Below are 24,654 nucleotides of genomic sequence, written 5' to 3' on the forward strand. Positions count from 1 at the left end.
GAACCAGTTGTTCCAAGGTGACCATTTCTAATTCGTGTTGGAAAGGTGTGGGTGTTTTTAGCATGCCGCTATTAAACCAAAAGGCCTCGCACTTGGCGAGGCCTTTTGGGGTTTGTCAGCAGTCTGAGCCGGAGATTTCTCTCCGGCTTTTGTTTGCGACAAACACAGACGCGAGATCTTAAGTCAACTGATCAAAATTCGCCACTGGAACTTGGCCGTTTGCTTCTACCTTACCAGATAACCAATTTGCCACCGCAGCTATTGCAGGTTCAGCAAAACCATATGTAATCAAGGCTGGAGCATCGATATCCAAAGTTTGAAACGGATTCCATAAGACTAAATGCAAATCTGGTCTCCAAGTTTGACGCGCATGGGCGTTGTAACGAATGCGGACAGTCGATGCCAACATCACAGGGCGACCATCTTGTGGCAAGCTTGCCCAATCGAACGTATTCGCATCATCAAAAGTCACGGTGTCGACATCGTAAATCTGCGCCAACATGGCTGTCACTTTATGCGCTGGAATACCAGCCTCCGACACCCCATCACTGACGACATCAGCACTGATCACCAAACGAATTTTGCTACCAACTTGCGGCGCTACCGGTTGACGATAAGGCGTCAACCCACGTTGCCAAGCTTGTGCCATCAATACCCGATCAGCAGCGTCGGTTTGTGCAGCATACTCGCCACTCAGACTAGGATAAGTTTGTGCTAACTGACTCACCCGCGCCAATTTCTTTTGTAAACTTGCATAGGGAATTTCACCCGCAACGATCGCATTAGTCAGAGCCTCCAACGTTGCAATTTGAGTCTCAGTATTTCCCAACGCCATCACCATATCTGCACCAGCCGCCAAGGCCTTAACTGCTGCAGCGCCGACACCATATCGTCCAGCGATCGCGTGCATATCCATACCATCGGTAATCACAACACCATGGTAATTCCACTCATCGCGCAAAATGCCCGTCAAGATGGTCTTGGACATGGTCGCTGGATTCTCTGGGTCGATTTGCGGATACACAATATGAGCCGTCATCATGGCCGGCGCATTTTTTGCGGCCGCCTTAAAAGGCGCTAATTCAAGCGCATCCAGCTCGGCGCGTGACTTATCCACTTTTGGCAAATCGCGATGTGAATCAACATGCGTATCTCCATGTCCTGGAAAATGTTTAATGCAACAAGCGACGCCTTCGGCCAAACTGCCTTCCATCCAGGCACTCGCCAATTGATGTGCACGTACTGGATCAGCGCCGAACGAACGCTCGGAAATCACTGGGTTATTGACGTTATTATTTAAATCCAATACGGGGGCAAAATTCCAATTAAATCCCAGTGCTTTGACACTTCGCGCCACTGCGGCGCCCACTTGCCGACATAACTCAGGATCACCACTGGCACCCAAAGACATCGCTGCCGGCGGTTGCGGCACCCACGTAGCTCTGACCACGGCGCCACCTTCTTGATCAATCCCGATCAAGGCTTCAGGCCCCATCACTTCACGCAGGTCAGTGGTTAGTTTTGTGAGCTGCTCTTGATTCACCATGTTTTGGCGAAATAGGCAAATTGCGCGAATGTGGTTTTCGCGAATAAAGTTCGCCATGCCTTCACTCAACACGGTTTCAGGCATCCGTATCATGATGGACTGTCCAGCAATACGGCGCGCTTCTTCTTTGCTGATCATGTTTGTCGCTAAATCACTCATTGCTTTTCCAAATAGTGGAATAGAAAAAATTCACTACAGTTAAAATTTTTCAAAAGAAAAGCGGGAATCACATTGTTTGATTTCCCGCTTATTTTGACTAGTTTGTCTTCGTTACTTTGCTCAAATGACGTGGCTTATCTGGATCTAATCCGCGCGCTACTGAGAGTTGTGCCGCCATGACATAGAAAGATTGAATCGCCGCAATCGGATCGAGATCTGGCGTTGCCGCTGTTGCTAAGGTCAGATTGCGTTCTTTCACGTCGGCAGGCGCTGCTAACAACACATTCGCACCCCGTCCGCGCATTTCCTCTGCCAGCGCAATCAAACCAGCTTGTGCAGGTCCACGCGTTGCAAAAATCAGTAATGGATAACCATCGTGAATCAACGCCATCGGACCGTGTTTAATTTCTGCACCGCTAAAGGCTTCAGCCTGAATCACTGAGGTTTCTTTAAATTTCAACGCAGATTCCAAGGCCACAGAGAAGCTAATACCACGACCAACTACCATGATACGTTCAGCTGGTACCAACACATCCAGCGCATTCGACCAATCGAGTTGTGTTGCTGCTTGCAATACCTGCGGCAATTCTTCGATACCGGCTAAAAATGCCGGATCATTTTGCCAATGACCTGCCAGACGCGCACCTGCCACCATAGACGTGATAAAACTCTTGGTTGCTGCCACGCTTAATTCTGGTCCTGCGTGCAAAGGCATAGTCCATTGTGCGCCCTGTGCTAAAGGTGAAGTAGCATCATTGACCAAGGCCACCGTAGTCGCACCATGCTCACGGAAATAACGAATCGGTTCGACCACATCAGGGCTTTGACCAGATTGAGAAATCGCAATCGCCAAAGCGTTCTTCACTTGCAATGGCGCTTTATTCAAAGTCACCAAAGACATCGGCAAGGATGCCACAATATGACCGAGCCGTGCCATGATCAAATAGGCAGCGTAATTGGCGGCATGATCAGAACTACCGCGCGCGACTGTCACCACCGATGAAGGTGGCGTTGTACGCAAAAACTGTCCCAATTCGACTAAACGTTCACGATCTTGACTTAACTGCGCAGCGACAAATTCCCCAGACGAACACGCCTCTTTAAGCATCTTTGAGCTCAATTTTTTCTCCCTCGATATAAACAGCAATTAGATTCAAATCCCGATCAAGAACTACTAAGTCTGCATAAGCATCGTCTTGCAGACGGCCGCGATCAGATAATCCTAAAAAATCTGCTGCGTAGGTAGAAACACGTTTAGAAGCATCGTCTAGCTCTAAACCTATCTTGACTAAATTTCTTAAAGCCTGATCCATCGTCAGGGTGCTACCCGCCAAGGTGCCATCAGCCAAGCGCACACCGCCCAGACATTTGTGCACAACTTGGCGACCGAGCATATATTCGCCATCCGGCATGCCTGAAGCAGACGTCGAATCAGTGACACAATAAACCTTCGGAATCGCGCGCATCGCAGCGCGTATCGCGCCCGGATGCACATGCAATAAATCGGGAATAATTTCGGCAAAATTCGCGTGTGCCAAAGCCGCTCCCACCATACCCGGTGCGCGATGATCGAGTCGCGACATGGCATTGTACAAATGGGTAAAACTGCTCGCACCATTCTCTAAAGCGGCCACGCCATCTTCATAAGTCCCTAAGGTATGACCAAGCTGTACCCGCATGCCTAGTTCGGTCAAAGGTTTGACCATCGCCAGGTTACCTTCAACTTCTGGAGCCAAAGTAATCAATTTAATCGGTGCAATCGCATCGAGTTGCTGTACCTGTGCCAATGAACCCGCATGGGCAAAATCAGGTTGCGCGCCTAATTTTCCTGGGTTGATGTAAGGCCCTTCCAAATGCACACCAAGAACACGAGCAGCACCTGCACTGCGTTGCTGGCACACGCCAGCCAATGCTTGCAACGCGCTTTCCAAATCCGACATCGGTGCCGTCATGGTGGTAGCCAACATACTGGTTGTGCCGTGCTGCGCGTGCATCTTGGCGATCACTTCAACTGCGTCACCCGCTTCCATCGTGTCCTTACCACCGGCGCCATGGACATGTAAATCGATAAAACCCGGCAAAATATACACAGCGTCATTCAAGCTCGGATCGACCGAAGCACCTTGAATGTCTTGAATTTTTTCAGTAAATGAAATGCTACCCGACACCCAACCTTGTGGCGTCAACACATTACCTTCAATTTGCTGCTTATTTTGCCGTACTGAACTCATCTAAACAGCTCCACCACGAAGTCATAATAATCACTACGGCAAAACGAATGCGTTAACTCCACCGCCGCGCCGTTCGCCAAGTAGCCAACACGCGTGATCAACAGCATTGCCGTTCCCTGTTTCAAACCGATTAATTTTGCTTGCTCTGCAGTTGCACTGACAGCGCGAATGTGCTGCAACGCGCGCGTTGGCGCGACGTTATTTTGGTCGAGATAGCCATACAAACTATCTGTAACTAATTTTGGATTGGGCAAGTATAAATTCGGAATCGTTGTGCTCTCAATCGCCATCACCACGTTGTCAGCTGTACGCAAACGTTTTAAACGAGATACCACCGCATGTGGAGACAATCCCAAAGACAAAATTTCTTCCGGTGAAGCCACGCCAGTATCACGTGACAGCCATTGAGAACCTGGCATAAAACCACGTTGACGCAACTCTTCACTAAAGTTCGTCAAGCGCGATAGCGGTTGTTCCAGTTTCGGTGTGATGTAAGTTCCCGAACCATGCTTACGCGTGAGCAATCCTCGCTCACACAACATCTCAATTGCTTTACGTGCTGTGACTCGAGAAATTTCTAAAGTCTCTGCAAGGACGCGTTCAGATGGGAGAGCCTCGTCAGGTTGCCAATATCCATTGTGGATGCCGTTCGCCAATTTATTTGCCAATTGCAAATAGAGCGGCGTGGAATTATCGCCATCGGGTTTAAAATCGAGCAGTTGTGCCAGCATTGTTTTTCCTTTGAATATCCGGATTGCACTACGACTTCATAAATTGGTTTTTGACCAAAATGAGCGCACCAACAGCAGAGTCGCCTAAAGGTTTCATCACTCTCTGCAATAATGTTTCTGGCAGATAGGCCCAAATCGCTTCGGCCAAACCGCCACATAAGGCGATCGGCATAATACCACTTGGATCAAGTGCGTTTGCCATTTTCTCGACTTCTAGCCCAGCCTCTAACAAGATAGAGCGTGCTTTCGCATTACTTCCAGCATACTGAATCACGATGGGAGCCAATTGCGCAAACTTCGTTTGTGTTGCGCCGCCTAACCAAGCAAAAACGGCATCCTTATCGCCTCCGCAAAAATCCACAATCGCCGTGGCGAATTCATCGCTAGGACTACGACCATCTAAAACATGTTGCACGTGGTTAATCGCACGCAACCCCATCCATGCACCGCTAGCTTCATCACTGGAAGGAAATCCCCACCCACCAACTTCACGACGAGTACCATCAGCCTGCATCACCTCACCGACACTACCAGTACCGAGAGCAATAATGGCACCAGGCTTGCCCCGATGCGCGCCCAGCAAAGTGGTACCCGCATCGGTCTCGACAACTAAACCAGCAAAACCAGGATTTGCGGCCACAAACTCAATCGCCCACTGCTTGTTATTGACGCCTGCCAATCCACAGCCGATGGCCATTTGATTTAGTTCTGGGACAGGTAAGCCAGCTTCAGCAAAAGCGCTTTCGATTGCTGCTAGAATGGAGCGCCATGCAGCAGTAGCGCCATGCATTAATCCGGATGGCCCTGCATTGGCGCGTGCCAATTCTGTGCCAAATCGATCGACCACTAAGACGCGTGTTCCGGTACCACCACCGTCAACACCAATGAGGTAGTGAAACTGCGTTTGTTGTTCTATTTGCTGAGCTGCGTTCACGGTATATTCCAAGCCAAAATGCACTGCCTAATGACAGACTAAAGACATAAATTCAAACATAGAAACACTTTAAGAGTTTCCAAAGTGGATGTCAATAGGTATTTAAGTGGTATTTCAAATAATTTGAAAACAACTTCGAATCCTTAACAACTTAAAGGCTTTTGAATTACATTCTCCACAAAATAGAGAACTATCATTTTTTACCTCTGCCAAATCGCGCTAACTTCTAATTAATGCTGAACGGACGCTGAAATAAAAAATCAAACTTCTCAATCGGAATTCGTACTCGTTTTTTGCCCACAGTTTGGAATCATTATGATTAGGTATAAATTGAACTGAAAAAAAAGTGACGAAGCATACTGACCTCGTCACCCTTTTCATTTGCTTTGACAAATGAAACTAGTCATCACCTCAATCATGATGACTAGACCCAAATTACATCTTCGCGCGCAGTGTCAAATAATACTGACGACCACTTTGATAGATAGAACGTGGTTGATTTTCATTCAAAGCAAAATACTTCAAAGTTGGCTTATTCAAGTTATGTGCATCGAATGAAAGCGCGAAGTTTTCATTGATTTTATAACCCAAGGAGGCAGACACAGTACCTGTCGCATCTTGTGAAAATGCTGTTTCACGATCCAAACCACTGTAGAACGCAGAACGGTAACTGTAAGACAGACGCGCATTGAACGTATCATCTTCATAGTAGCCACTCAAGTTATAAGTGTTCTTAGAAGCACCGACCACTTCTTGATCTTTCGCATCTTTGGCATCAGCAAAAGTATAGTTTGCTGCTACGCCAAAATTGGCACCAATCGGCTGCTCGTAGCCTAGTTCAAAACCTTTAACTTTAGCACTTGTATTGATTGGAACACTCATTACATAAGGATACATTTTAGCTTCCTTAATTACTGCGCTTTCTGTCAAGTGATTCTGAGTTTCCTGTCCGATACCGACATAGCTAGTCAAATTCATGTAATAAACACTTCCTGAGAGCAGAGCACGTGGAGCAAAGTACCACTCTAATGAAGCATCAAAATTATTTGAGCGAATTGGTTTCAAATTAGGATTTGCACCGCTGCCGCTACCAGGAACAGTAGCGCTAGCTGGTGGACTTAAACTGATTGCACTTGCCAACGCACCAAAATCAGGACGCGTCATTGTCTTCGAGACAGCAACACGAGCGACTAAATCTTTTTGCACATCAAAACGGAGGTTCAAACTTGGCAACACATCATTATAAGTATTGTCACTCTTCTCAAAATGAAACGTACCAAAATCTGAAGTTTTCTGGCCCGGACCTGGGCCAGTCTTAGTAGAAATTACGCTTTCTTTCGTCTGCACGAAGCGCATACCAACATTACCACTCCAACCCTCACCTTCCATATTTCCCTGAACATAGAATGCGTTCACATTTTCTTTCAGAGCAAACTGTGTGCCGTAATCTAAACGCGTACCGTTATTATCGCGATTAGAGTACTTGTTGAATTCAGCCAATTGCGCTGGTGTGTAGTACCAGATATTCGATGGGAAGTTACCGCCTAAGCCAGAACCGAAATTAGAAGGATACTGACTAACTGTTGATGGAAACTTAGCTGGATCGTTTTGCGCTACAGTACCAACTGGGCACCAGCTCGATTGCGACCAATCCCAAGGAGCTTGAGTACCTGCAGCATTCTTACATCCAGGCCCCTGACCCAAGGCAGCACCGCTATCACGCTTATGCTCTGTAGCACGTGCACCAAACTTCAAAGAAGTAAAGACGCCAGCGTCAAGTTGATACTCACCATCCAACTTGAGCCAAGACTCTTCATCATTGACCAAAGTATTTTGATAACCAAATACCCAGCCCAATGTATCTTTGGAACGACTTCCATAATTCGTATTGCCCAATTTCCAATCGGCGGCATTATCGACACCGTTAATGCGATATGAGGCACCAGAACCGATTCCAACATTCCATTCTGCAACGTCTTGCGTTGGAGTTTTGCCTTTAGCTTTAGATGTACCTAACTGACCGTTGAACTTCAAATCAGCATTTGCTTTCCAAGTCGCATCGGCACTGAAGAAATTAACTTCTGAACCTGCATCAGGACGGGAAATTTGATCATAAACGCCATAAGTAGTGCCCGCAACTGGCTTAAAAGTTGCACTTGTCAGCGTCTTTACGCCATTATTATTTGCGACGGTGTAGCCAGCCTCTGGAGTTTGGCCATTGCCAGCATTAATTACGTTTGCCCCCCAAAACATGTAGTTACGGTTATAGTTAGCCGCATCCAATTTAGAGCTGAAACCACTCAACACGACATCAAACTCATTACTTGGTTTGAACTGTGCGCTCACCAAGCCACCAGTACGATGACGTGTTTGCTCAAACAAAGCGGCACCCATCAAACTAGGATAGTAAGCACCCGACAGATCTGGATTTGTTTTAGCCGTGGCACTATCGGCTTTAATTTGAGACCAGCCTAAAATTTCCTGACCATCGCGACGCAAGCTGCGCTTTTCAGAGAACGCCTGAATCATCAAACCAAATGTATTGGCATCATTTTTCCAATTGATCAAACCACTCAATTGCGGATCTGTTTTCTTAGGCAACTCTGCATAAACAACACCAAGAGAAGCTTCAGCAGTTAATTGCTTTTTGAATTCCAAAGGTTTGCGAGTAATGACGTTAATCGAACCTGCAACACCACCCTCAACCAAACTTGCTTGTGAGGATTTATTGACTTCAATACGACCAACCAACTCAGATGGCAACAAAGTATAGCTGATTGAACGACCAACGCCTGCACCAGACTGATTCAATACAAACCAATCACCAGCAGCCATGTTATGGCCATTGATCAATGTTTGCGTCAAACTTGGATTAGTACCGCGCATACTGACGCGATCATTTTCGTCGAAACCACCTTCATTACCAGACGCAGAACTAGTCGTGACACCGGAAACGCGTTGCAATGAATCCGCAACGTTTTTATCAGGCATCTTACCGATATCTTCGGCAGTAATCACTTCGACATGCGACTCTGCATTACGTTTTTGATTCAAGGACTGTTGCATTGACGCACGAACACCAGTCACCGTGATTTGCTGAGTGTCATCCTTCTTCGCATCAACTTGTTGCGCCTGCGCAGACATGGCAACGGTCATCGCCAAAACAGCAACCGCTGATGCGATTGGCGTCAAACTCGGTTTCAAATTACTTTTCATTTATTCCCCCAAGACTTCCATAAAAAAACATTCAATACTCAGCATTTTTCAAACCCAAAATCTGCTGTGCGCGAATACCAACTTCTTTAGAAACAATTCAAAACACTTGAATCAAATTTGCAAGGACCATTCAACACCATGCAATCCACAAAAAACCATTCAATCCAAGCACAGACTTTCAAACTTCAAACGCAATGGATGCGACTTCGGAAACTCCCCCCACAGGACTACTGATGACACCGCATCTCAAGCTAAAAAACTCTATGCAAGCCAAACAAATAAATTTTCGAAGAGACTTCACTTTAGATTTGCTAATACCAATTGTCAAGCGGTATCCATGTGGTATTAATTTAATTTAATTGGTCTTATAGGATTTTGATGATTGGTATTAGCTATTAAACACACAAAATAACTCTAAGCAATTGTTTTAAAAGACGATTATCAATAAATTTTCATGGAATATCAGGAATGGTATGTTGACTCAATCCAACATACCATTTCGAGGAAAGGTCTGCATTTGGCATTTGCCTTGCTGTTTTGTGGATGTTCGATCGCGATTGCGCAAATATTTACAAAATAAGATTGCTGAAAAGTTAATTTAATGTTCTTTTCATTGACAATAAAGCAGTACAAATAGGTATTTGCACTGCTTTCCAGCACGTACTTGATGCGCCAAATTAAAAATCCGCTTGCGTTCGTAATTCTTAAGCTCAGACTCGATTACACTAAGAGTACGAGCCGATTAAGCGAAGCCAATCGACTAAGTTGATGCTCAGATTTACGAAATAGACCCATGCCAAAACACTACTTAGCCAAACTTACTTCACCCAAACGCAGTCCAAAAGCGAACTTGCATTTAGGCGTGACACTATGCTGGATCGCTGGTGCATTGAATGCTGGGGGATTTCTTGCTGTGGGCGAATACACGTCCCACATGACTGGCTTGCTTTCGAGCGCCGCCGATAATTTAATTTTGGGACGGACGATGCCCGCAATCGCGGCACTTTTTATGCTGTTATCTTTTGTCTGCGGAGCGGCAACAACAGCCCTGATCATCAATTATGCGAAAAGAAATTTCGCCCGCTTTATTTATGCGCCTGTCCTGCTATTGGAAGCTATTTTGCTGTTAATTTTCGGCATGTTGGGTAGAGGTTTACTACAACACGCCATGATTACCGTCTCGTTTACTGCCATTTTGTTGTGCTTTATGATGGGCTTACAAAACGCACTCATTACTAAAATATCACACGCAGAAATCCGTACCACGCACGTCACCGGATTAGTGACCGACATAGGTATAGAACTTGGCAAACTACTGTACTGGAATCGAGATGTGAAGCATGGCGAAGAGATGATGGTAATTGTCAACCGACAAAAACTCAAACTCCATTTACAGTTAGTGACGTCGTTTGCGCTTGGTGCAGTTATGGGTGCTGCAGGGTTTAAGTATTTTGGCTTCATCGCCACAGTTCCGCTAGCATTGGCTTTGGTCGCACTTGCTCTGGCACCTGTCATTACGGATTAAACCCAGATTTTCCATTAGGCGCGTCTTCGACGCTATTTGAACGCTGGCGGCGCATTTTCGGTCATTTTTTTCGTTCTTCGTTGCAAATAGCTCGCTATTTTCGCCTCATTCACGTAAAAACTGCCTAGAAAAGTGCATCCACCATCGTCTCAAATCCAAATGGAAATTCTGGGTTAAACCGGCTCAAAAAAGAATGGCAAAGCGGAACATCGCCTTGCCATTTTTTGCAAGATCACATCATCGAACGACATGCAATTCAAAATCAATGTCGCATCGTCGCATCTGACTTACTTGAGTAAGGTGTTTAGCAGACTCACTTCGAGGCTTTTAGCAATTCCACTCCAGAACCAAATGAGATCGGCGCCTGTGCCGCCATCCACGCAAACACCGCATAGGTTGTTGCTGCCTGATTGATTCTGGCTGGCTCAATCTTGTCAAACGTATCGTCTGGCGTATGGTGCAAATTAAAATAATCATCCGCCTTGAGCGCCAAGCCAAAACTAGCCGCGCCAGCCATTCTCAAATCGCCCATGTCGGGTCCAGGAAACGCATTATTGTCCCCAGGTTCAATGCCTAAAGGCGCCAAAACCGTATGCATTTGTTTGACCAAAGGTAGAGCCTCAGCGCGAACGAAAGATGCCATTTTCGTGACCGGCCCTTGCCCTAAATCCGCTTCCGCTGCTGCCTGTATTTTTGAAATTTGGGTCTGATGCGCCGCCAAATAGGCCTTACCGCCAAACAAACCTTGCTCTTCATTGGCAAATAAGACCACGCGAATACTACGCTTGGGCTTAATGCCATTACGCTTGATGAATTCTGCGGCGGCCATGGTAATGGCACATCCTGCACCATCATCAATCGCACCTGTGCCTAAATCCCACGAGTCTAAATGCCCACCGATCAACACATACTCATTGGGCAATTCAGTTCCGGTCATTTCACCAATGACGTTATAAGAAGTATAGCTACCTGCAGCGCTAGCGCTAATTTCGAGTTTGAGACTCACCGGCTTCCCGCGTTTGATCATACGTGCCACCATGTCGGCATCAGAGTTGGACATCGCAGCTGCAGGAATCTGCGCCACATCCGCATCGTAGGTCATCACGCCAGTGTGTGGAAATCGATGGCTATCCGTCCCAACCGAACGAATCACAATGGCGACAGCGCCTTTACGAGCGGCCTCAGATGCACCTTTTGAACGCCCCGGCACGACCAGACCATACTCATTTGAGCTTTGCATTTTGTGATTGATGAAAACGATTTTTCCACGAATCCGCTCTGACGGGGCGAGCATCATCTCCTTCAAACTTGCAAACTCAACCAACTCAGCGGTAATACCCTGATCTGGCGTCGCGACTGTATTACCAAGGGCTGTGATAACTAGCGGCTGTTGAAATGGTGCGGTAATTTCTGCTTTTTCGACACCTCGCTTCCAAGCTGGAAAAGTCACTGGCTCCTTCCATACTTTATCAAAGCCCAGCTCCTTAAATTTCGCTTCTGCCCAAGCCACTGCGCGCGCATCGCCAGGACTACCAGCCATACGGGGACCGACTTCCGTGGTCAGCGACTCCAAAATTTTGTAACTCATGTTGTCAGCGCGCGCAGCATCTCTGATCCACGCGGCGGTTTGCATTTCTTTTTCGGTAAATACGACCGATTTATTCGCGCTGTCATTGGCAAATCCTGGCGTTACCAAAGCCGAACTAAGTAACAGTGTCACAATTGCAGTTGATGCGGTTTGTTTTAATCCCTTTAAACCTTGATGATTAAACATGCTTTTCCCTTACTGATTGTTTTTTCTATTTTAAAAAATGAAATGCCGCACAGAACGGCATGCTTTACAGACAAGTGATCGCTGGCAAAGTTCCTTGGTTTATGTCTTGTAGAATGTGCCTAAGCAAAAACAGAGAGACCACACACATCCAAGGTAAACGAGTAAAGTATTGATATTAAACAGCTTTCCTATAAAACGATTCTAAATTTCGCGCTTTACTTTACAGTCAGCGATTATCGGCTATACTTAGCAGTATTGCATTAAAGAAATTTTTTAGCCAGTTTTAGTTCAAGTCTTCTATAAGATATAATACATAGGTAGGCTACAATCTCATACCTTCAATTAGTTAGATTCATCGTAACTCGAAGGTATTAATTGAACCTGAATTTCAACACTGCACCAAAGTCGTTTTTGTACGCGGAACCCATGACCGATATAGCCAAATCAGCTTCGACACCAAAACGTGAGTTCTTTATCCAAGGGCTCACCAGTGATGGCAAACAATTCCGCCCTAGCGACTGGGCCGAACGTTTGTGTGGCGCAATGTCATGTTTTCGTCCTGAAGGTGGCCGCAACGCTCATCTACAATACTCCCCTTACGTACGACCAATTCTCCTAAACGGCGTGCGTTCGGTTGTCGTCAATGAAGCCTTACGCGAAATAGAGCCTCTAGCGTTTCATTTTGTGATGAGCTTTGCCAAAGACAATGACTTACAAATTGTCGATGCCTGCTTGTTACCTGATCCGATTCCATCAAAGAATTAAGATCTCCACTCCATTCATACTAAGTCTTCACTGCTTGAGCTCGTTCTGTCATCAAAACGATTCCCTAGGCTCAATTTCCCTATCCATAATCCCAAGCGATGCTTTCGATAAATCGAAGCATTGATAAAAGACTAGGCTACAATCAATACACCAAGGGCTTACAAAAATCTTTCAGGAAACACATGTCCAACCCAAGTCACGTCCAAATGATCGGTGCAGCGTTATTTGCGATTGCGATCATCCACACTTTCTCCACCAAATTCTTTGAACGATTAGCACATGCCAAACCGTCCCATGCTGGCCTCTGGCACTTACTTGGGGAAGTTGAAGTTGTATTTGGTTTTTGGGCCTTAGTCTTAGTGCTGGCAATTTTTGGGCTAGAGGGCTCGCAAGCAGCAACAAGCTACATCGATACGCGCAATTTCACGGAACCCATGTTTGTATTCGCCATTATGGTGATCGCCGGTACGCGTCCAATCATTCGAACTGCGATGTCAGCTGTCGGCTTGTTGGCAAACATATTGCCACTGCCAGGTAGTTTGGGCCTGTATATGATCGTCATGATTTTTGTCCCCTTACTCGGCTCCTTTATTACCGAGCCAGCGGCCATGACCTTAGCGGCGTTAATCATCCTTGATTGTTTTTTCTCGAAAACAGTGTCGACACGATTCAAATACGCGACGCTAGGACTGTTATTTGTCAATATATCGATAGGCGGAACACTCACGCCATTTGCCGCACCGCCCGTCTTGATGGTCGCAGGCAAATGGGGCTGGGATATCAACTACATGATGTCCGCATTTGGCTGGAAAGCGGCGATTGCGGTGAGCGTCAATACTTTAATCATGGCGGGTATTTTTTACCGAGAACTAATTCATTTGCCACGCAATCAATCAGCAAATGAAGAAATGCGCGTGCCACTGGCACTCACGGTCACTCACTTTTTATTCCTGATCGGCGTCGTCATATTTGCTCACCATCCAGCGATCTTTATGGGGCTTTTTTTATTCTTTCTCGGCATTACCCAAGCCTACCAACGATACCAAGATCGATTGATCTTGCGCGAAGGCTTACTTGTCGCCTTTTTCCTTGCTGGCCTAGTGGTATTGGGCGGACAGCAACAATGGTAGTTGCAACCGCTGCTGATGAGTATGAGTAGTGATCAGGTGTTTTACGGTGCCACAATCTTGACCGCATTCACTGACAATGCGGCCTTAACCTATCTCGGTTCCTTGGTCGAAGGGTTATCAGACAGTTTTAAATATGCATTGGTGACAGGCGCGGTTACAGGTGGTGGTCTAACGATCATCGCAAACGCACCAAATCCCGCTGGTTTTGCGATTTTAAAAGGGAGCCTTGAGGATGAAGCGATTCATCCTATTGGGCTATTATTAGCAGCGGCAGTGCCAACCTTGGTGGCTGCACTCGCCTTCAGAATACTCTGATTTTCTTTATTCGAACGATATGATTATTGGTCATTTACATCAGGCTTCCACAACGCAATCATCGGCCTCTGCCGACATTGAGCGGGTTCTACAACATTTGCGCGATACCGACTACAACAAAATAAGTCCCGGAAAATACCCGATTGATGGCGAGCGTATGTTCGCCATCGTGCAAGACCCCATCACGCAAAATTGGGATACAGGCTTACCAGAATTTCATGCCCGTCATATCGATGTGCAATGTCTATTGAGTGGCGAGGAAGCCTTAGGTTTTTTGCCCGCCAATCCGAGCTTAGTGCCGTGCGATGATTTTTTGAAAGAGCGTGATATCGCCTTCGTACCAGCGCAACTCAACGAGACGCGGATCGTGCTAACGCCTGGCATGTACGCAGTATTTTTCCCCGGCGAATTACACCGCCCTTGTCGTGCCGTAAATCAATCCATGCCCATAAAAAAAGTTGTGATCAAAATTTTGTCCAAATAACCGAAGATTTTCGCAGACACTCTGAGGTATGCTGCGCAAGTTCTTTATTTTCTTATTTTTTTAGGAGTCATCACAATGAAACGCTTACTGTTAATCATCGCCTTAATTACTAGCATCACAAGCTTAACTGGCTGTGGCTACAATACGTTGCAAACTCAAGATGAATCAGTCAAAGCCTCTTGGTCAGAAGTTTTAAATCAATACCAACGTCGCGCCGATTTAGTACCTAACCTCGTGCAGGTCGTACAAGGCTACGCCGATCATGAGAAAGAAGTCTTGCTAGGTGTAACCGAAGCGCGAGCAAAGGTCGGTAGCATACAAATGACACCAGAGCTGGCTAAAGATCCAGAAGCACTGAAAAAATTCCAAGAAGCACAAGCTGGTATGACATCTGCGTTGTCGCGCTTGATGATGATTTCAGAAAATTATCCAGCTTTGAAAGCCAACGATAATTTCCGTGACTTATCCTCACAATTGGAAGGCACGGAAAATCGCATCACAGTGGCACGCAATCGTTACATCAAGGAAGTTCAAACTTACAACGTCACGGTCCGTTCCTTCCCAAGCAATTTGACGGCAAAAATGTTCGGCATGGATGTCAAACCGAACTTTACTGTTGAAAACGAAAAAGCTTTGTCCACTGCTCCTAAAGTTGACTTTGGTAAAAAATAATGTTGAAGCTGAAGTCATTCGCTGCCTTCTGTATCGTACTGCTACTCCCAATCTGTTTCGCGCTAGGGAGTAGCGCTGCGATTGCCGAACAAATTCCCGTCCCCAAGCTATCGAAACGTGTTACCGATCTGACGCAAACCCTGAGCGCTGAGCAGGTGGAAACACTGGCGAAAAAATTGACCGCTCTAGAGAAATCCAAAGGCAGTCAAATTGCGGTGCTGATAATCCCCACGACAGGTGAGGAAGGGATAGAACAGTTTTCTATCCGTGTGGTCGACGAATGGAAGCTAGGGCGTAAAGGTGTTGCCGATGGTGTACTCTTTTTGATCGCAAAAGATGATAAACGAGTTCGAATTGAAGTCGGCCGGGGCTTGGAAGGTGCATTAACTGATGTCACCAGCGCCAGAATTATTCGTGAATTTGTACGTCCTGCATTCAAACAAAATGATTTCTTTGGCGGTATCAATGCAGGCGTCGACAAGATTAGTGCTGTGATCGATGGTGAAGCGCTACCAGCCCCACCACCGAGTCAAGGCCACTCTGCCAACTACAACAACGATGTCAGCATCTTGGGACTTCATCCATTAGTGTGGTTAGGTTTATTGATCGTTGGTTTAATACTCAGTAAAGTCCTGGGTCCATGGCTAGGACGTGGTGGACTAGGTTTAGGCAGCGCAGTGGCGGCGATGTTTGCAGGGACACCAATCGTCATGGCTTTACTAGCCGGATTGTTGATGATTGTGTTGGTTAGCCTATTATCAAGCCGAATCTTTTGGGATATTGCTGGTGCAGTCTTGCAAAGCGGTGCCGTTGGTGGTTTCGGCGGTGGCGGTGGCAGTGGCGGAGGTGGTAGTGATAACGACAGTTTCAGTGGTGGCGGTGGTGATTTTGGTGGCGGTGGCGCCTCGGGAGATTGGTAATGGACAATAATCGACTATGGAAAAATCTGCGCTCACAACTCTTACCCAATCCTTATCGCCAGCACTTCAATTCCGAAAATAGAAAGCTGCTCAGCAATCATATTGCAGAAGCCGAAGGCGGTCATCGAGGTGAGATTCGATTAGTCATCGAATCTCAAATGCCGCTAACGATGGTGATCAACAAAATCTCACCACGTCAACGTGCCATCGCTTGGTTTGCAGATTTGCAGGTATGGGATACCGAAGAAAACTCGGGCATTTTGTTATACCTCTTGCTTTCCGAGAGAAAGATAGAAATTATCGCGGATCGTGGCATAGCCAAACGCGTTGAGCAAGCTCAATGGGATCAAATTTGTCAGCAATTGCAAAACCAACTTGGTGCCGAACATGTGGTCGATGGCCTAACACAAGCTTTACAGCAATTTGGCAATCTACTTCGTCTTCACTACCCTATCGATCTCTTGGCAGACAACCCTGATGAACTCAGTAATGAGTTGATCTTCATTCCCTAAACTTGTCTCACCAATGGCAGCTCACACCAGTGATCTGCCATTTTTGCATTTTGCCCACACCATTTTCCCGTTTATCCCAAAGTCGTTCTGCTAGCACCAATGTCCGTGCTACAGTGGCCGCGTTGTTTTTCGTTTTTTTCTTCGACAAAATCTCAATTCGATCTGGAGCATGCTCATGAAAATGGTCAAGACTATCCTTGCATCTAGCCTATTGGCACTGTACGCCGCCAGCGCCTTCGCTGACACTCAAACTACCAAATATTTAATCTTCGTCGAAAACGGCAAACAAGCTGGCGAGCAAATGGTGCAACGCGACGATAGCGGCTTACATAAAGTCAGATTCATATTCAAAGACAATGGTCGCGGCCCTGAGCTGAACGAAGAATTTCGCTTAGGTGCAGATGGTTTACTTACCGATTACAAAGTCACGGGTAACTCGACCTTTGGCGCGGTAATCAATGAAAGTTATAAGCGCGTAGGTGATAAAGCAGAATGGAAATCGACATCAGAAAAAGGCAGCAAAACCGTCAGTGGCTCGGCCCTATATATTCCACTCAATAGCTCTTTTGCCATTGGATCAATCTCAATTAGCGCCTTAGCAAATTCTACTAACAAACATTTACAGTTACTTCCATCCGGTACGCTATCGCAAAGCAAAATCGGTGAACTAGAAGTCGTCAATGGCGACAAAAAACAAACCGTGCAGTTAATTGCGCAAACCGGTATAGGCCTTTCACCTAGCTTTGCCTGGGCAACAACGGGCGACAATCCCCGCCTCTTCGCCGTAGTCATTCCTGGCTACATGAAAGCGATAGAAGAAGGCTGGCAAGCAAATGGCGACGCGATGGCCAATTTTCAAAAAGCAGCCGAAAGCAAAGTCTTAGTCGACTGGGCAAAAAAATTACAACACCCTTTGTCTGGTTTGACCGTGATTCGTAATGCCCGCATTTTCGACAGTGAAAAAGCCAAAGTCGGCGCGGCATCCGATGTCTATGTATTGCGTGGTCGTATCACCGCAATTTTGCCAGCAGGCTCGCCAGTGCGCGGTGCGACCTCCGAAATCGATGCGGCAGGTCGTATTTTGTTACCAGGTTTATTTGATATGCACGGTCACGTTGGACGTTGGGATGGTGGTTTAAATATCGCTGCTGGCGTCACTAGCGTACGCGATATGGGTAATGACAATGCACAGATGCAATTGATTCTCGATGAAGTTAATAAAGGTGATTTGCTAGGACCACAAGTCGTCCCAACGGGATTTTTGGAAGGTGAAAGTCCATTTTCTGCCAATAATGGTTTTGTGATCAAAAACCTGGCAGAAGCCAAGAATGCGATCGACTGGTATGCGCAACATGGCTATCCACAACTGAAGATTTACAACTCCTTTCCTAAAGAAATTTTGAAAGACACCGTTGCTTACGCCCACTCGCGAGGCATGCGCGTCTCCGGTCACATCCCTGTTGGTTTGCGCGCATTTGAAGCTTTGGATGCTGGCTACGACGAGATTCAACATATCAATCAAGTGATGTTGAATTTTTTAGCGACACCCAAAACCGATACCCGCACGCTAGATCGCTTCATTTTGCCATCTGAAAAAACGGCTGATCTGGATTTCGATTCTAAGCCTGTGAAAGACTTTATCGCCCGCTTAAAAGCGAAGCAAATTGCGATCGATCCTACGCTAGCGACCTTCTCTTTTTTGCGTCAACAAGATGGCACGATCAATGAACCCTTCGCCACCATCGCCGATCACATGCCGCCTGATGTGCGTCGAGGTTTCTCGGTTGGCACCATGAAAATTGCAGATGACGCCACGCATAAGCGCTATGAAAAATCCTATGCCAAGATGGTCGATTTCGTCGGTCGTTTGTACAAAGCAGGCGTCCCCATCGTGGCAGGTACCGATGAATTAGCAGGTTTTACCTTGCATTCTGAATTGGCGCTATTGGTGAAAGCCGGATTGACACCAGCGCAGGCGCTACAAGTCGCAACCCGTAACGGCGCTATCTATACCCGCACCCAAAACGAGCGTGGTTCTATCTCCGTTGGTAAATTGGCAGATTTGGTTTTGGTCGATGGTGATCCCACTAAAAATATTGAGGATGTGCGCAAAGTGTCAGCAGTCATCACACGTGGCTACTTAATCTATCCAAGCGAGATTCACCAAAACATGGGGATCAAACCCTTTGTCGATAGCAAACCCGAGTTAAAAGCCTTAAAACCGGTATCGGCAAGCAATGCCATCGGTATCAATGAAGGTGCCATGCAGCGATATTTCGGCACAGCACGTCACGACTAAAGCATGTAACAAGACGCTGGCAGGCTAGTGCAGTCTGTCAGCATATTGCAATCCGAAATGCAATTCTAAAATTTGAACTAAAAATCAAGTAAAACGGTCATAAACCCACATTTCCAATGGAGGGTGACATGGTAAGACCACTAAAAAAATCCGTAATACAACTCAGTTTAAGTTTATGTCTGGGAGCAACATCCCTATCAAGCTTCGCCGCCAACACCGACTATCGCAACTTTGAAACGATAGAAAAACAATTACAAAGCCTCGCGCAAAAACATCCTGAGCGTATCAAGCTGCAAGCCGTGGGTAAAAGTGCTGGCGGCCGCTCGCTGTATTTCGTACAAATTGCAGGCGCAGGCAAAGTCAACGCAGACAAGCGCCCTGCTTTATTTGTAGGTGCCAATATCGCCGGATTTCACAATGCTGGTTCTGAAGCTGCCATGCATCTGATCGAGACTTTGGCAAACTCCAATGAGAAAAAGCATGAAGACCTATTATCCAAGAGAACGATTTATGTTGCGCCTATCTTAAATCCAGACGCTCATAATGGTTTGTTCGCTATGCCGCGCCAATTACGCGCAGGTAACGACGGCAAACTCGATCGCGACCTTGATGGCTTAGTCGCAGAAGACGGCGATGATGACCTCGATGGTAATGGCATCATCACGCAGATACGAATTAAAGATCCTAGCGGCGACATGATTGTCGATCCGAAAGACCCCCGCCGCATGATTAAAGCCGATATCAGCAAAGGCGAACGTGGTACCCATCGCGTGTTTATCGAAGGTAAAGACGACGACAAAGATGGCACGTATAACGAAGACGGCATCGGCGGCATTCACCCTGATCGTAATTTTCCTGCAGGTTTTCCTGTGGCAGACACAAGTGCAGGTGCCTGGCCCGGGGTGACGCCAGAAACCAAAGCGACGATGGATGCGGTGCTTTCTCACAAGAATATTGCCATGGCAGTTGTGTTTGGCCCGGCTAATCAATTGCTATCCGCGCCAAATGGTTTTGATCGCATCACTCCACCTGGTGCAACACCTGCGGCTGAAGCCAACAAACTCGAAGCCGATGATCTGAAGGTACTAGCCAACTTAGGTGAAGCCTACAAAAAATCCATAGATCAGGCGGGATTGGACAGCAAGCGCAGCGCCAAACAAACTGGCAAAGGTAGCCTCGCAAATTGGTTGTACTTCCACTATGGCGTACAAACTATCGAGTTAGATGTTTGGGGTGCACCAGTTGCCAAAGCTAGCGCACCGGAAGCCAATGCAGCTCCTGCAGCTGCCCCTGGGTCAACCTCTGCCGCCAACGTAAGCGGAAACCCAGCGCGCCCAAGCGGTGCCAATCCTGCAGCAAAAGCGAGCGATGCTGAAAAAGATCTGATCAGCTATCTGACCAGCAACTCACCAGAATCTATCATCGCTTGGAAAAAAGTAAAACTCCCTGACGGTACTGAAGTTGAAGTCGGCGGCACTGATCCTTATGCTCAATACACTCCAGCTGCCAAAGTATTAGAACCTGCCTTAAAAGTCCACACCGAACAAATCTTAAGCTGGGGCGAAAAACTCGCGCAACTGGAAATATTAGAAACCAAAGCCATCGCCAAAGGCGACGACGTCTGGCAGATCACCGTCATCGGTGGCATGCAAGGTGAATTCCCAACCCACAGTAAGTTAGCTACCAGAATGCGCAACAAACTCCCTGTGCGCTTAGAAATGCGTCCGGGCAAAGGCGTCACCGCGCTCACTTTAAATCGTGCAACAACCGCAGAACGTTTAGAGCCATCTAGCACAATTAAAGGCGAATGGTTAGTGAAAGGTGCAAGCGGTAGCACGGTTAACGTTGGTCTATGGACAAACCAGGCTGGACAAGCACTGACAACGATTACTTTAGGAAAGGCGAACTGAGATGAAAACGACAATAAAAACCCAAAGACAAATTCAACTCAGCGCCATCGGCCTTGCTTGCGCATTGTTCGCAGCACCTAGTTTTGCCGATACTGCCAAAGCACCGCAACCGCATTTCAATCGTGTTCATCACAATAAAGAAATTGTGGAATACATGAAGGCCTATGCCGCTGCCTATCCGAATCTGGTGACAGTAAAAAGTTTAGGCAAAACCGCGGCCGGCACCGATATGTGGATGCTAACCATCAACAATGAAAAGACTGGCAAAGCTGGTGATAAACCCGCTACCTATGTCGATGGTGCGATCCATGCCAATGAAGCACAAGCTGCCGATACGGTCCTCTACACCATTGATTACATCCTCAAGAATTACGGCAAGCTAGACAAGATTACCGAAACAGTTGATCGCTCAACTCTGTACTTTGTGCCTAGTGTCAGCCCGGATAGTCGCGCCAAATGGTTTGATGAACCCGCCACGGCAAGTTATCCACGCTCGTCACCATGGCCGTTTGATGACGACCGCGATGGTAAAGTTGACGAAGATGGCCCCGTCGATATCAACAAGGACGGTGTGATCACTAGCATGCGAAAAAAAGTCCAAATGGGCATGGGTAACCGTAAGCTAGATCCAAAAGATCCACGCGTTTTACTTCCCTTAGAGCCAGGAGAACTCGGTGACTATTTGTTACTCGGCCAAGAAGGCGTTGATCAAGATGGTGATGGCTTAATGGGGGAAGACAGTATTGGCTATGCCGATCCAAATCGTACTTGGGGCTATGACTGGGCACCGCGTTATATTCAAAATGGCGCGACTGATTATCCACTACAGATTCCAGAAACACGCAGTATCGCCAATTGGGCGCTCGATCATCTGGAAGTCTCGAGCGTCATCAGCTTTCACAACTCGGGCCGCATGATTTTGCGCGGTCCGGGTTCACCGACACAAACACCCGTCAGTGCCGCTGATAATCGCACTTTCGATTATCTCGGTCGCGAAGGTGAAAAAATGATGCCAGGCTATAGCTATATGATTACTTGGCGTGATCTATACACCGCTTACGGCAGCACCACCGATCACTTCTACGGCGTAGTTGGCGCTTTCGGTTTTGTGCCTGAATTGTTCGGTCGCGTAATGGACGATAACAATATCATCCGATTTGACCCAGCACCCAAAGTCGGCGATCCGGTGCGTCCTGCGCCAACCGGACCGAAAGGTTACGATCAAGTTAAATGGAACGATATGTTGACCTTTGGCCGCCAATTCATTCCATTCAAAGAAGCTGATCATCCGCAATACGGCAAGATAGAAATCGGCGGCTGGCGTCAAGATACGGGTCGTATGCCAGAAGGCTGGATGCTGGAAGAAGAAACACATCGCAATGCCGCCTTTGTACTACTCAATGCGATGAACGTGCCGAAGCTACGCTTCTTAGAGCCGACTGTCAAAAAAGTAGGCGCAAATTTGTGGCACGTCGAATTACCGTTGATTAACGAACGTGCGATTCCTAGCGTCAGCAGTATCGTTATCGCGAATAAATTACATCGTGTCGATCTAGCCACCGTCAATCACGGCAAAGTCATTTCCAGCGGTATCGTGCGCAATCCGTACACCCAGCAAATTGATTTACAACACAACCGACCAGAACGGTTAATGGTGGATGGTGTTCCAGGTTTTGGAAACACAACTTTGTTCTTTTTAGTGGAGAGCAATGGCGGTGATATCGTCGTCAATTACGATAGTATTAAAGGTGGCAAATTGAGCCAAAAAATAAGTTTAAAATAAGTCAGCCTGAAATAAGTCTGCACCAAATAAAAGAGCCACCATGACAGTTGCATGGTGGCTCTTTTTACAAAACTGTTTTTAATTACCAGGCGTAATGCTCTTCACCACTTTACCCGCCTCGTCCAACATCTGAATCTCAGCCTGCCCAGCAGCGCTCACCACGAGCATGATGCGAGTGCGCCCCTTTGCATCTTTCAAGCTTAAAGCAGAACCCTTATCTCTAGTATTACCGAGAAAGATCCGATTTTCAGAAAGACGGCCTTCGTCGGTCAATTTTTTCCAATATGCCGCTTGCTCGGCCGCCGACAATTTCTCCGCCTCAGCTGCAAATTTCTTCATGTCATCCAATGACGTCGTTTTATACATGGGCACATCATTAATGCGTATCCCGGTCGATTGATGATTTGCGCTATCGGTACTAATTAATTGCAAAGCTTGATCTTGGCGGAAACGATCAAATGTTAACGATAAACCTGCATCGATTTTTCCATTTTCTCCGATGCTTCCCTTTTGAATGAAACCACCATTTTCGGTACCTTCTTCATTCACAAAAATCATTCCCGCAAAACTACGACGATCTGGACGAGCGCCTTCTTTCCCTTGATGGAAATCGCCTGGAAATTGAGCACGATTAGAAATTACCATGCGCTTTGTACCATCGGGCTCAACGATATTAATCCTGCCCACAGTAATTTCATCAAATCGCTCATGCTTAGCTGGCTCTCTCGCGCCAGTTAAAGCAAACACGGCAGCTAGGGCTACTGCCATCGTCGTTGCACCTGCAAAGAAAGTTCTGAGTTGTGACATGGTTTTCCTTAAAAAATAGAAAAGTGAAACGAAATTTAATAGACCGAATAAAGTTTGACCCAATGTTTTTTTTGGGCCAAATCTAGAAATTAAACAACCGAGTTAAAAGAAAGAGACTCTAAAGAATATGTAGAAATTACTGCGTTTGGAGTTTGCGTAGTCGCCATTCCATAAAGAACCCTAAAATTCCTGCAAAAATGAATAGGCCACCCATAAACTGTAAAACCCGATTCTCAAAAGAACGGACATAGGTCACATGAACTCGATCAAATTTACGCCGACCTCCCTCAACATCCTCATAGAAGACAGTGCCATAATCACGGCTCTTCTCCACCACCAATGGGCGTTTTCGCTTCTCGTTAAACTCAGCAAGCTGCCGCGATGCTTCTTCGGATGTAACGATTTTTGCGCCAAACTTCATATTGAGAATTTTTTCAAATTGTTCAAATACATCCTCTGCTTCATTTTTCAGAAACACACCCGGTGATTCATACTTATACAAATTATTGGAAAAAAAGATGCCTTCGTTGGCACCCAGTAGAAAAGCAAAACCCAAAATGCAAGAGAATGCTGACCCGAACAGCCACTGCTTAACGCTGTGTGTCTTAACGATCATGCTTGTATTCAAATAAGCAGCGACTTCGGGAATTTGCTTTAGCGAAGTCTGCAGAATTTTGCGATCAATATCCTTCAGAAATTCTCTGGGATCCATGTCCAAGGATCGCAAAATCGCTTGAAACATATCTGCTGAAGGAACCGATTTATCGTTTTCTAGTTTCGACAAATAGGATTGTTCAATGCCAATTGCCTCCGCCATTTGCGGTTGAGTCATGTTTCTCTGCGTACGAATTTGCTTTAATTTGTCACCAAAATTCATGGATGTGCCCTTTTAGTTTACTGTTTTCTGATTTGATTTAGGCACCGCAAAACGCAATGTCCAA

General features: G+C 46.5%; 18 protein-coding genes and 1 pseudogene. 10 read left to right on the forward strand and 9 right to left on the reverse strand.

Features of this window, described 5'->3' with window-relative positions; all coding sequences use genetic code 11:
• Positions 1-178: 178 nt before the first annotated feature.
• The 6 genes from nagZ to H8K52_RS18740 form a co-directional block, all read right to left on the reverse strand.
• Positions 179-1,705 (reverse strand): beta-N-acetylhexosaminidase, encoded by a 1,527-nt coding sequence (gene nagZ, locus H8K52_RS18715; protein ID WP_246464687.1) that lies wholly within the window; start codon positions 1,703-1,705, stop codon positions 179-181.
• 97 nt (positions 1,706-1,802) lie between these two features.
• Positions 1,803-2,813 (reverse strand): SIS domain-containing protein, encoded by a 1,011-nt coding sequence (locus H8K52_RS18720; protein WP_186924469.1) that lies wholly within the window; start codon positions 2,811-2,813, stop codon positions 1,803-1,805.
• On the reverse strand, positions 2,806-3,936 hold the full coding sequence (nagA, locus tag H8K52_RS18725) for an N-acetylglucosamine-6-phosphate deacetylase (RefSeq protein WP_186924440.1): 1,131 nt from the start codon (positions 3,934-3,936) through the stop codon (positions 2,806-2,808). Before nagA ends, H8K52_RS18720 begins: the two co-directional genes overlap by 8 nt.
• The gene (locus tag H8K52_RS18730) at positions 3,933-4,667 is read right to left on the reverse strand and encodes a GntR family transcriptional regulator (protein ID WP_186924441.1); all 735 of its coding nucleotides are present in this window, start codon (positions 4,665-4,667) and stop codon (positions 3,933-3,935) included. Before H8K52_RS18730 ends, nagA begins: the two co-directional genes overlap by 4 nt.
• Positions 4,668-4,695: 28 nt before the next feature.
• Positions 4,696-5,601 (reverse strand): glucosamine kinase nucleotide-binding domain-containing protein, encoded by a 906-nt coding sequence (locus H8K52_RS18735; RefSeq protein ID WP_343044254.1) that lies wholly within the window; start codon positions 5,599-5,601, stop codon positions 4,696-4,698.
• Between the two features lie 435 nt (positions 5,602-6,036).
• Positions 6,037-8,817 carry a TonB-dependent receptor gene (locus H8K52_RS18740; RefSeq protein WP_246464688.1) on the reverse strand — a complete coding sequence of 927 codons (2,781 nt, stop codon included), beginning with the start codon at positions 8,815-8,817 and terminating at the stop codon, positions 6,037-6,039.
• Positions 8,818-9,610: 793 nt separating this feature from the next.
• On the opposite strand from H8K52_RS18740, the gene H8K52_RS18745 reads away from it, so the two are divergent.
• Complete coding sequence (locus H8K52_RS18745) at positions 9,611-10,342, forward strand: YoaK family protein (protein WP_186924442.1); 732 nt, start codon at positions 9,611-9,613, stop codon at positions 10,340-10,342.
• 313 nt (positions 10,343-10,655) lie between these two features.
• On the opposite strand, the gene H8K52_RS18750 is transcribed toward H8K52_RS18745, so the two are convergent.
• Positions 10,656-12,116 carry a M20/M25/M40 family metallo-hydrolase gene (locus H8K52_RS18750; protein WP_222613844.1) on the reverse strand — a complete coding sequence of 487 codons (1,461 nt, stop codon included), beginning with the start codon at positions 12,114-12,116 and terminating at the stop codon, positions 10,656-10,658.
• A 426-nt stretch (positions 12,117-12,542) separates the two neighbouring features.
• Here H8K52_RS18750 and H8K52_RS18755 point away from each other — a divergent pair, with 426 nt between their 5' ends.
• The 9 genes and pseudogenes from H8K52_RS18755 (at position 12,543) to H8K52_RS18795 (ending at position 22,906) form a co-directional block, all read left to right on the forward strand.
• Positions 12,543-12,881 carry a DUF3579 domain-containing protein gene (locus tag H8K52_RS18755; protein WP_186924443.1) on the forward strand — a complete coding sequence of 113 codons (339 nt, stop codon included), beginning with the start codon at positions 12,543-12,545 and terminating at the stop codon, positions 12,879-12,881.
• Between the two features lie 182 nt (positions 12,882-13,063).
• A pseudogene (locus H8K52_RS18760) lies at positions 13,064-14,326 on the forward strand (putative Na+/H+ antiporter).
• Positions 14,327-14,345: 19 nt separating this feature from the next.
• Entirely contained in the window at positions 14,346-14,810 is a 465-nt protein-coding gene (locus H8K52_RS18765) for a NanQ anomerase/TabA/YiaL family protein (protein WP_186924444.1), read from the forward strand.
• Between the two features lie 75 nt (positions 14,811-14,885).
• Positions 14,886-15,482, forward strand: coding sequence for a LemA family protein (locus H8K52_RS18770; protein ID WP_186924445.1), 597 nt, complete (start codon positions 14,886-14,888; stop codon positions 15,480-15,482).
• Positions 15,482-16,402, forward strand: a complete 921-nt coding sequence (locus H8K52_RS18775) for a TPM domain-containing protein (protein ID WP_186924446.1) — start codon at positions 15,482-15,484, stop codon at positions 16,400-16,402. Before H8K52_RS18770 ends, H8K52_RS18775 begins: the two co-directional genes overlap by 1 nt.
• Positions 16,402-16,914 carry a TPM domain-containing protein gene (locus H8K52_RS18780; protein WP_186924447.1) on the forward strand — a complete coding sequence of 171 codons (513 nt, stop codon included), beginning with the start codon at positions 16,402-16,404 and terminating at the stop codon, positions 16,912-16,914. The genes H8K52_RS18775 and H8K52_RS18780 overlap by 1 nt, the downstream gene beginning before the upstream one ends.
• A 175-nt stretch (positions 16,915-17,089) precedes the next feature.
• Positions 17,090-19,213, forward strand: a complete 2,124-nt coding sequence (locus H8K52_RS18785) for an amidohydrolase family protein (RefSeq protein ID WP_246464690.1) — start codon at positions 17,090-17,092, stop codon at positions 19,211-19,213.
• A gap of 128 nt (positions 19,214-19,341) precedes the next feature.
• The gene (locus H8K52_RS18790; protein ID WP_186924449.1) at positions 19,342-21,123 is read left to right on the forward strand and encodes a M14 family metallopeptidase; all 1,782 of its coding nucleotides are present in this window, start codon (positions 19,342-19,344) and stop codon (positions 21,121-21,123) included.
• Between the two features lies 1 nt (position 21,124).
• The gene (locus H8K52_RS18795) at positions 21,125-22,906 is read left to right on the forward strand and encodes a M14 family metallopeptidase (RefSeq protein ID WP_186924450.1); all 1,782 of its coding nucleotides are present in this window, start codon (positions 21,125-21,127) and stop codon (positions 22,904-22,906) included.
• Positions 22,907-22,984: 78 nt separating this feature from the next.
• Here the strand turns inward: H8K52_RS18795 and H8K52_RS18800 are convergent, their stop codons facing one another.
• Both H8K52_RS18800 and H8K52_RS18805 read right to left on the reverse strand, forming a co-directional pair.
• Complete coding sequence (locus H8K52_RS18800; RefSeq protein ID WP_186924451.1) at positions 22,985-23,713, reverse strand: hypothetical protein; 729 nt, start codon at positions 23,711-23,713, stop codon at positions 22,985-22,987.
• Between the two features lie 136 nt (positions 23,714-23,849).
• A complete protein-coding gene (locus H8K52_RS18805; RefSeq protein ID WP_186924452.1) occupies positions 23,850-24,590 on the reverse strand; it encodes a helix-turn-helix domain-containing protein in 741 nt (246 codons plus the stop codon).
• Positions 24,591-24,654: the final 64 nt, after the last annotated feature.

It is taken from the genome of Affinundibacterium seohonense (assembly GCF_014284305.1).
In the GTDB taxonomy this organism is placed as follows: domain Bacteria; phylum Pseudomonadota; class Gammaproteobacteria; order Burkholderiales; family Burkholderiaceae_D; genus Undibacterium; species Undibacterium seohonense.

What these genes read in the sequence shown, in the direction of transcription:
- nagZ (WP_246464687.1), bottom strand. Translation starts at nt 1,705, where the DNA reads ATGAGTGATTTAGCGACAAACATGATCAGCAAAGAAGAAGCGCGCCGT.
- H8K52_RS18720 (WP_186924469.1), bottom strand. Translation starts at nt 2,813, where the DNA reads ATGCTTAAAGAGGCGTGTTCGTCTGGGGAATTTGTCGCTGCGCAGTTA.
- nagA (WP_186924440.1), bottom strand. Translation starts at nt 3,936, where the DNA reads ATGAGTTCAGTACGGCAAAATAAGCAGCAAATTGAAGGTAATGTGTTG.
- H8K52_RS18730 (WP_186924441.1), bottom strand. Translation starts at nt 4,667, where the DNA reads ATGCTGGCACAACTGCTCGATTTTAAACCCGATGGCGATAATTCCACG.
- H8K52_RS18740 (WP_246464688.1), bottom strand. Translation starts at nt 8,817, where the DNA reads ATGAAAAGTAATTTGAAACCGAGTTTGACGCCAATCGCATCAGCGGTT.
- H8K52_RS18745 (WP_186924442.1), top strand. Translation starts at nt 9,611, where the DNA reads ATGCCAAAACACTACTTAGCCAAACTTACTTCACCCAAACGCAGTCCA.
- H8K52_RS18750 (WP_222613844.1), bottom strand. Translation starts at nt 12,116, where the DNA reads ATGTTTAATCATCAAGGTTTAAAGGGATTAAAACAAACCGCATCAACT.
- H8K52_RS18755 (WP_186924443.1), top strand. Translation starts at nt 12,543, where the DNA reads ATGACCGATATAGCCAAATCAGCTTCGACACCAAAACGTGAGTTCTTT.
- H8K52_RS18765 (WP_186924444.1), top strand. Translation starts at nt 14,346, where the DNA reads ATGATTATTGGTCATTTACATCAGGCTTCCACAACGCAATCATCGGCC.
- H8K52_RS18770 (WP_186924445.1), top strand. Translation starts at nt 14,886, where the DNA reads ATGAAACGCTTACTGTTAATCATCGCCTTAATTACTAGCATCACAAGC.
- H8K52_RS18775 (WP_186924446.1), top strand. Translation starts at nt 15,482, where the DNA reads ATGTTGAAGCTGAAGTCATTCGCTGCCTTCTGTATCGTACTGCTACTC.
- H8K52_RS18780 (WP_186924447.1), top strand. Translation starts at nt 16,402, where the DNA reads ATGGACAATAATCGACTATGGAAAAATCTGCGCTCACAACTCTTACCC.
- H8K52_RS18785 (WP_246464690.1), top strand. Translation starts at nt 17,090, where the DNA reads ATGAAAATGGTCAAGACTATCCTTGCATCTAGCCTATTGGCACTGTAC.
- H8K52_RS18790 (WP_186924449.1), top strand. Translation starts at nt 19,342, where the DNA reads ATGGTAAGACCACTAAAAAAATCCGTAATACAACTCAGTTTAAGTTTA.
- H8K52_RS18795 (WP_186924450.1), top strand. Translation starts at nt 21,125, where the DNA reads ATGAAAACGACAATAAAAACCCAAAGACAAATTCAACTCAGCGCCATC.
- H8K52_RS18800 (WP_186924451.1), bottom strand. Translation starts at nt 23,713, where the DNA reads ATGTCACAACTCAGAACTTTCTTTGCAGGTGCAACGACGATGGCAGTA.
- H8K52_RS18805 (WP_186924452.1), bottom strand. Translation starts at nt 24,590, where the DNA reads ATGAATTTTGGTGACAAATTAAAGCAAATTCGTACGCAGAGAAACATG.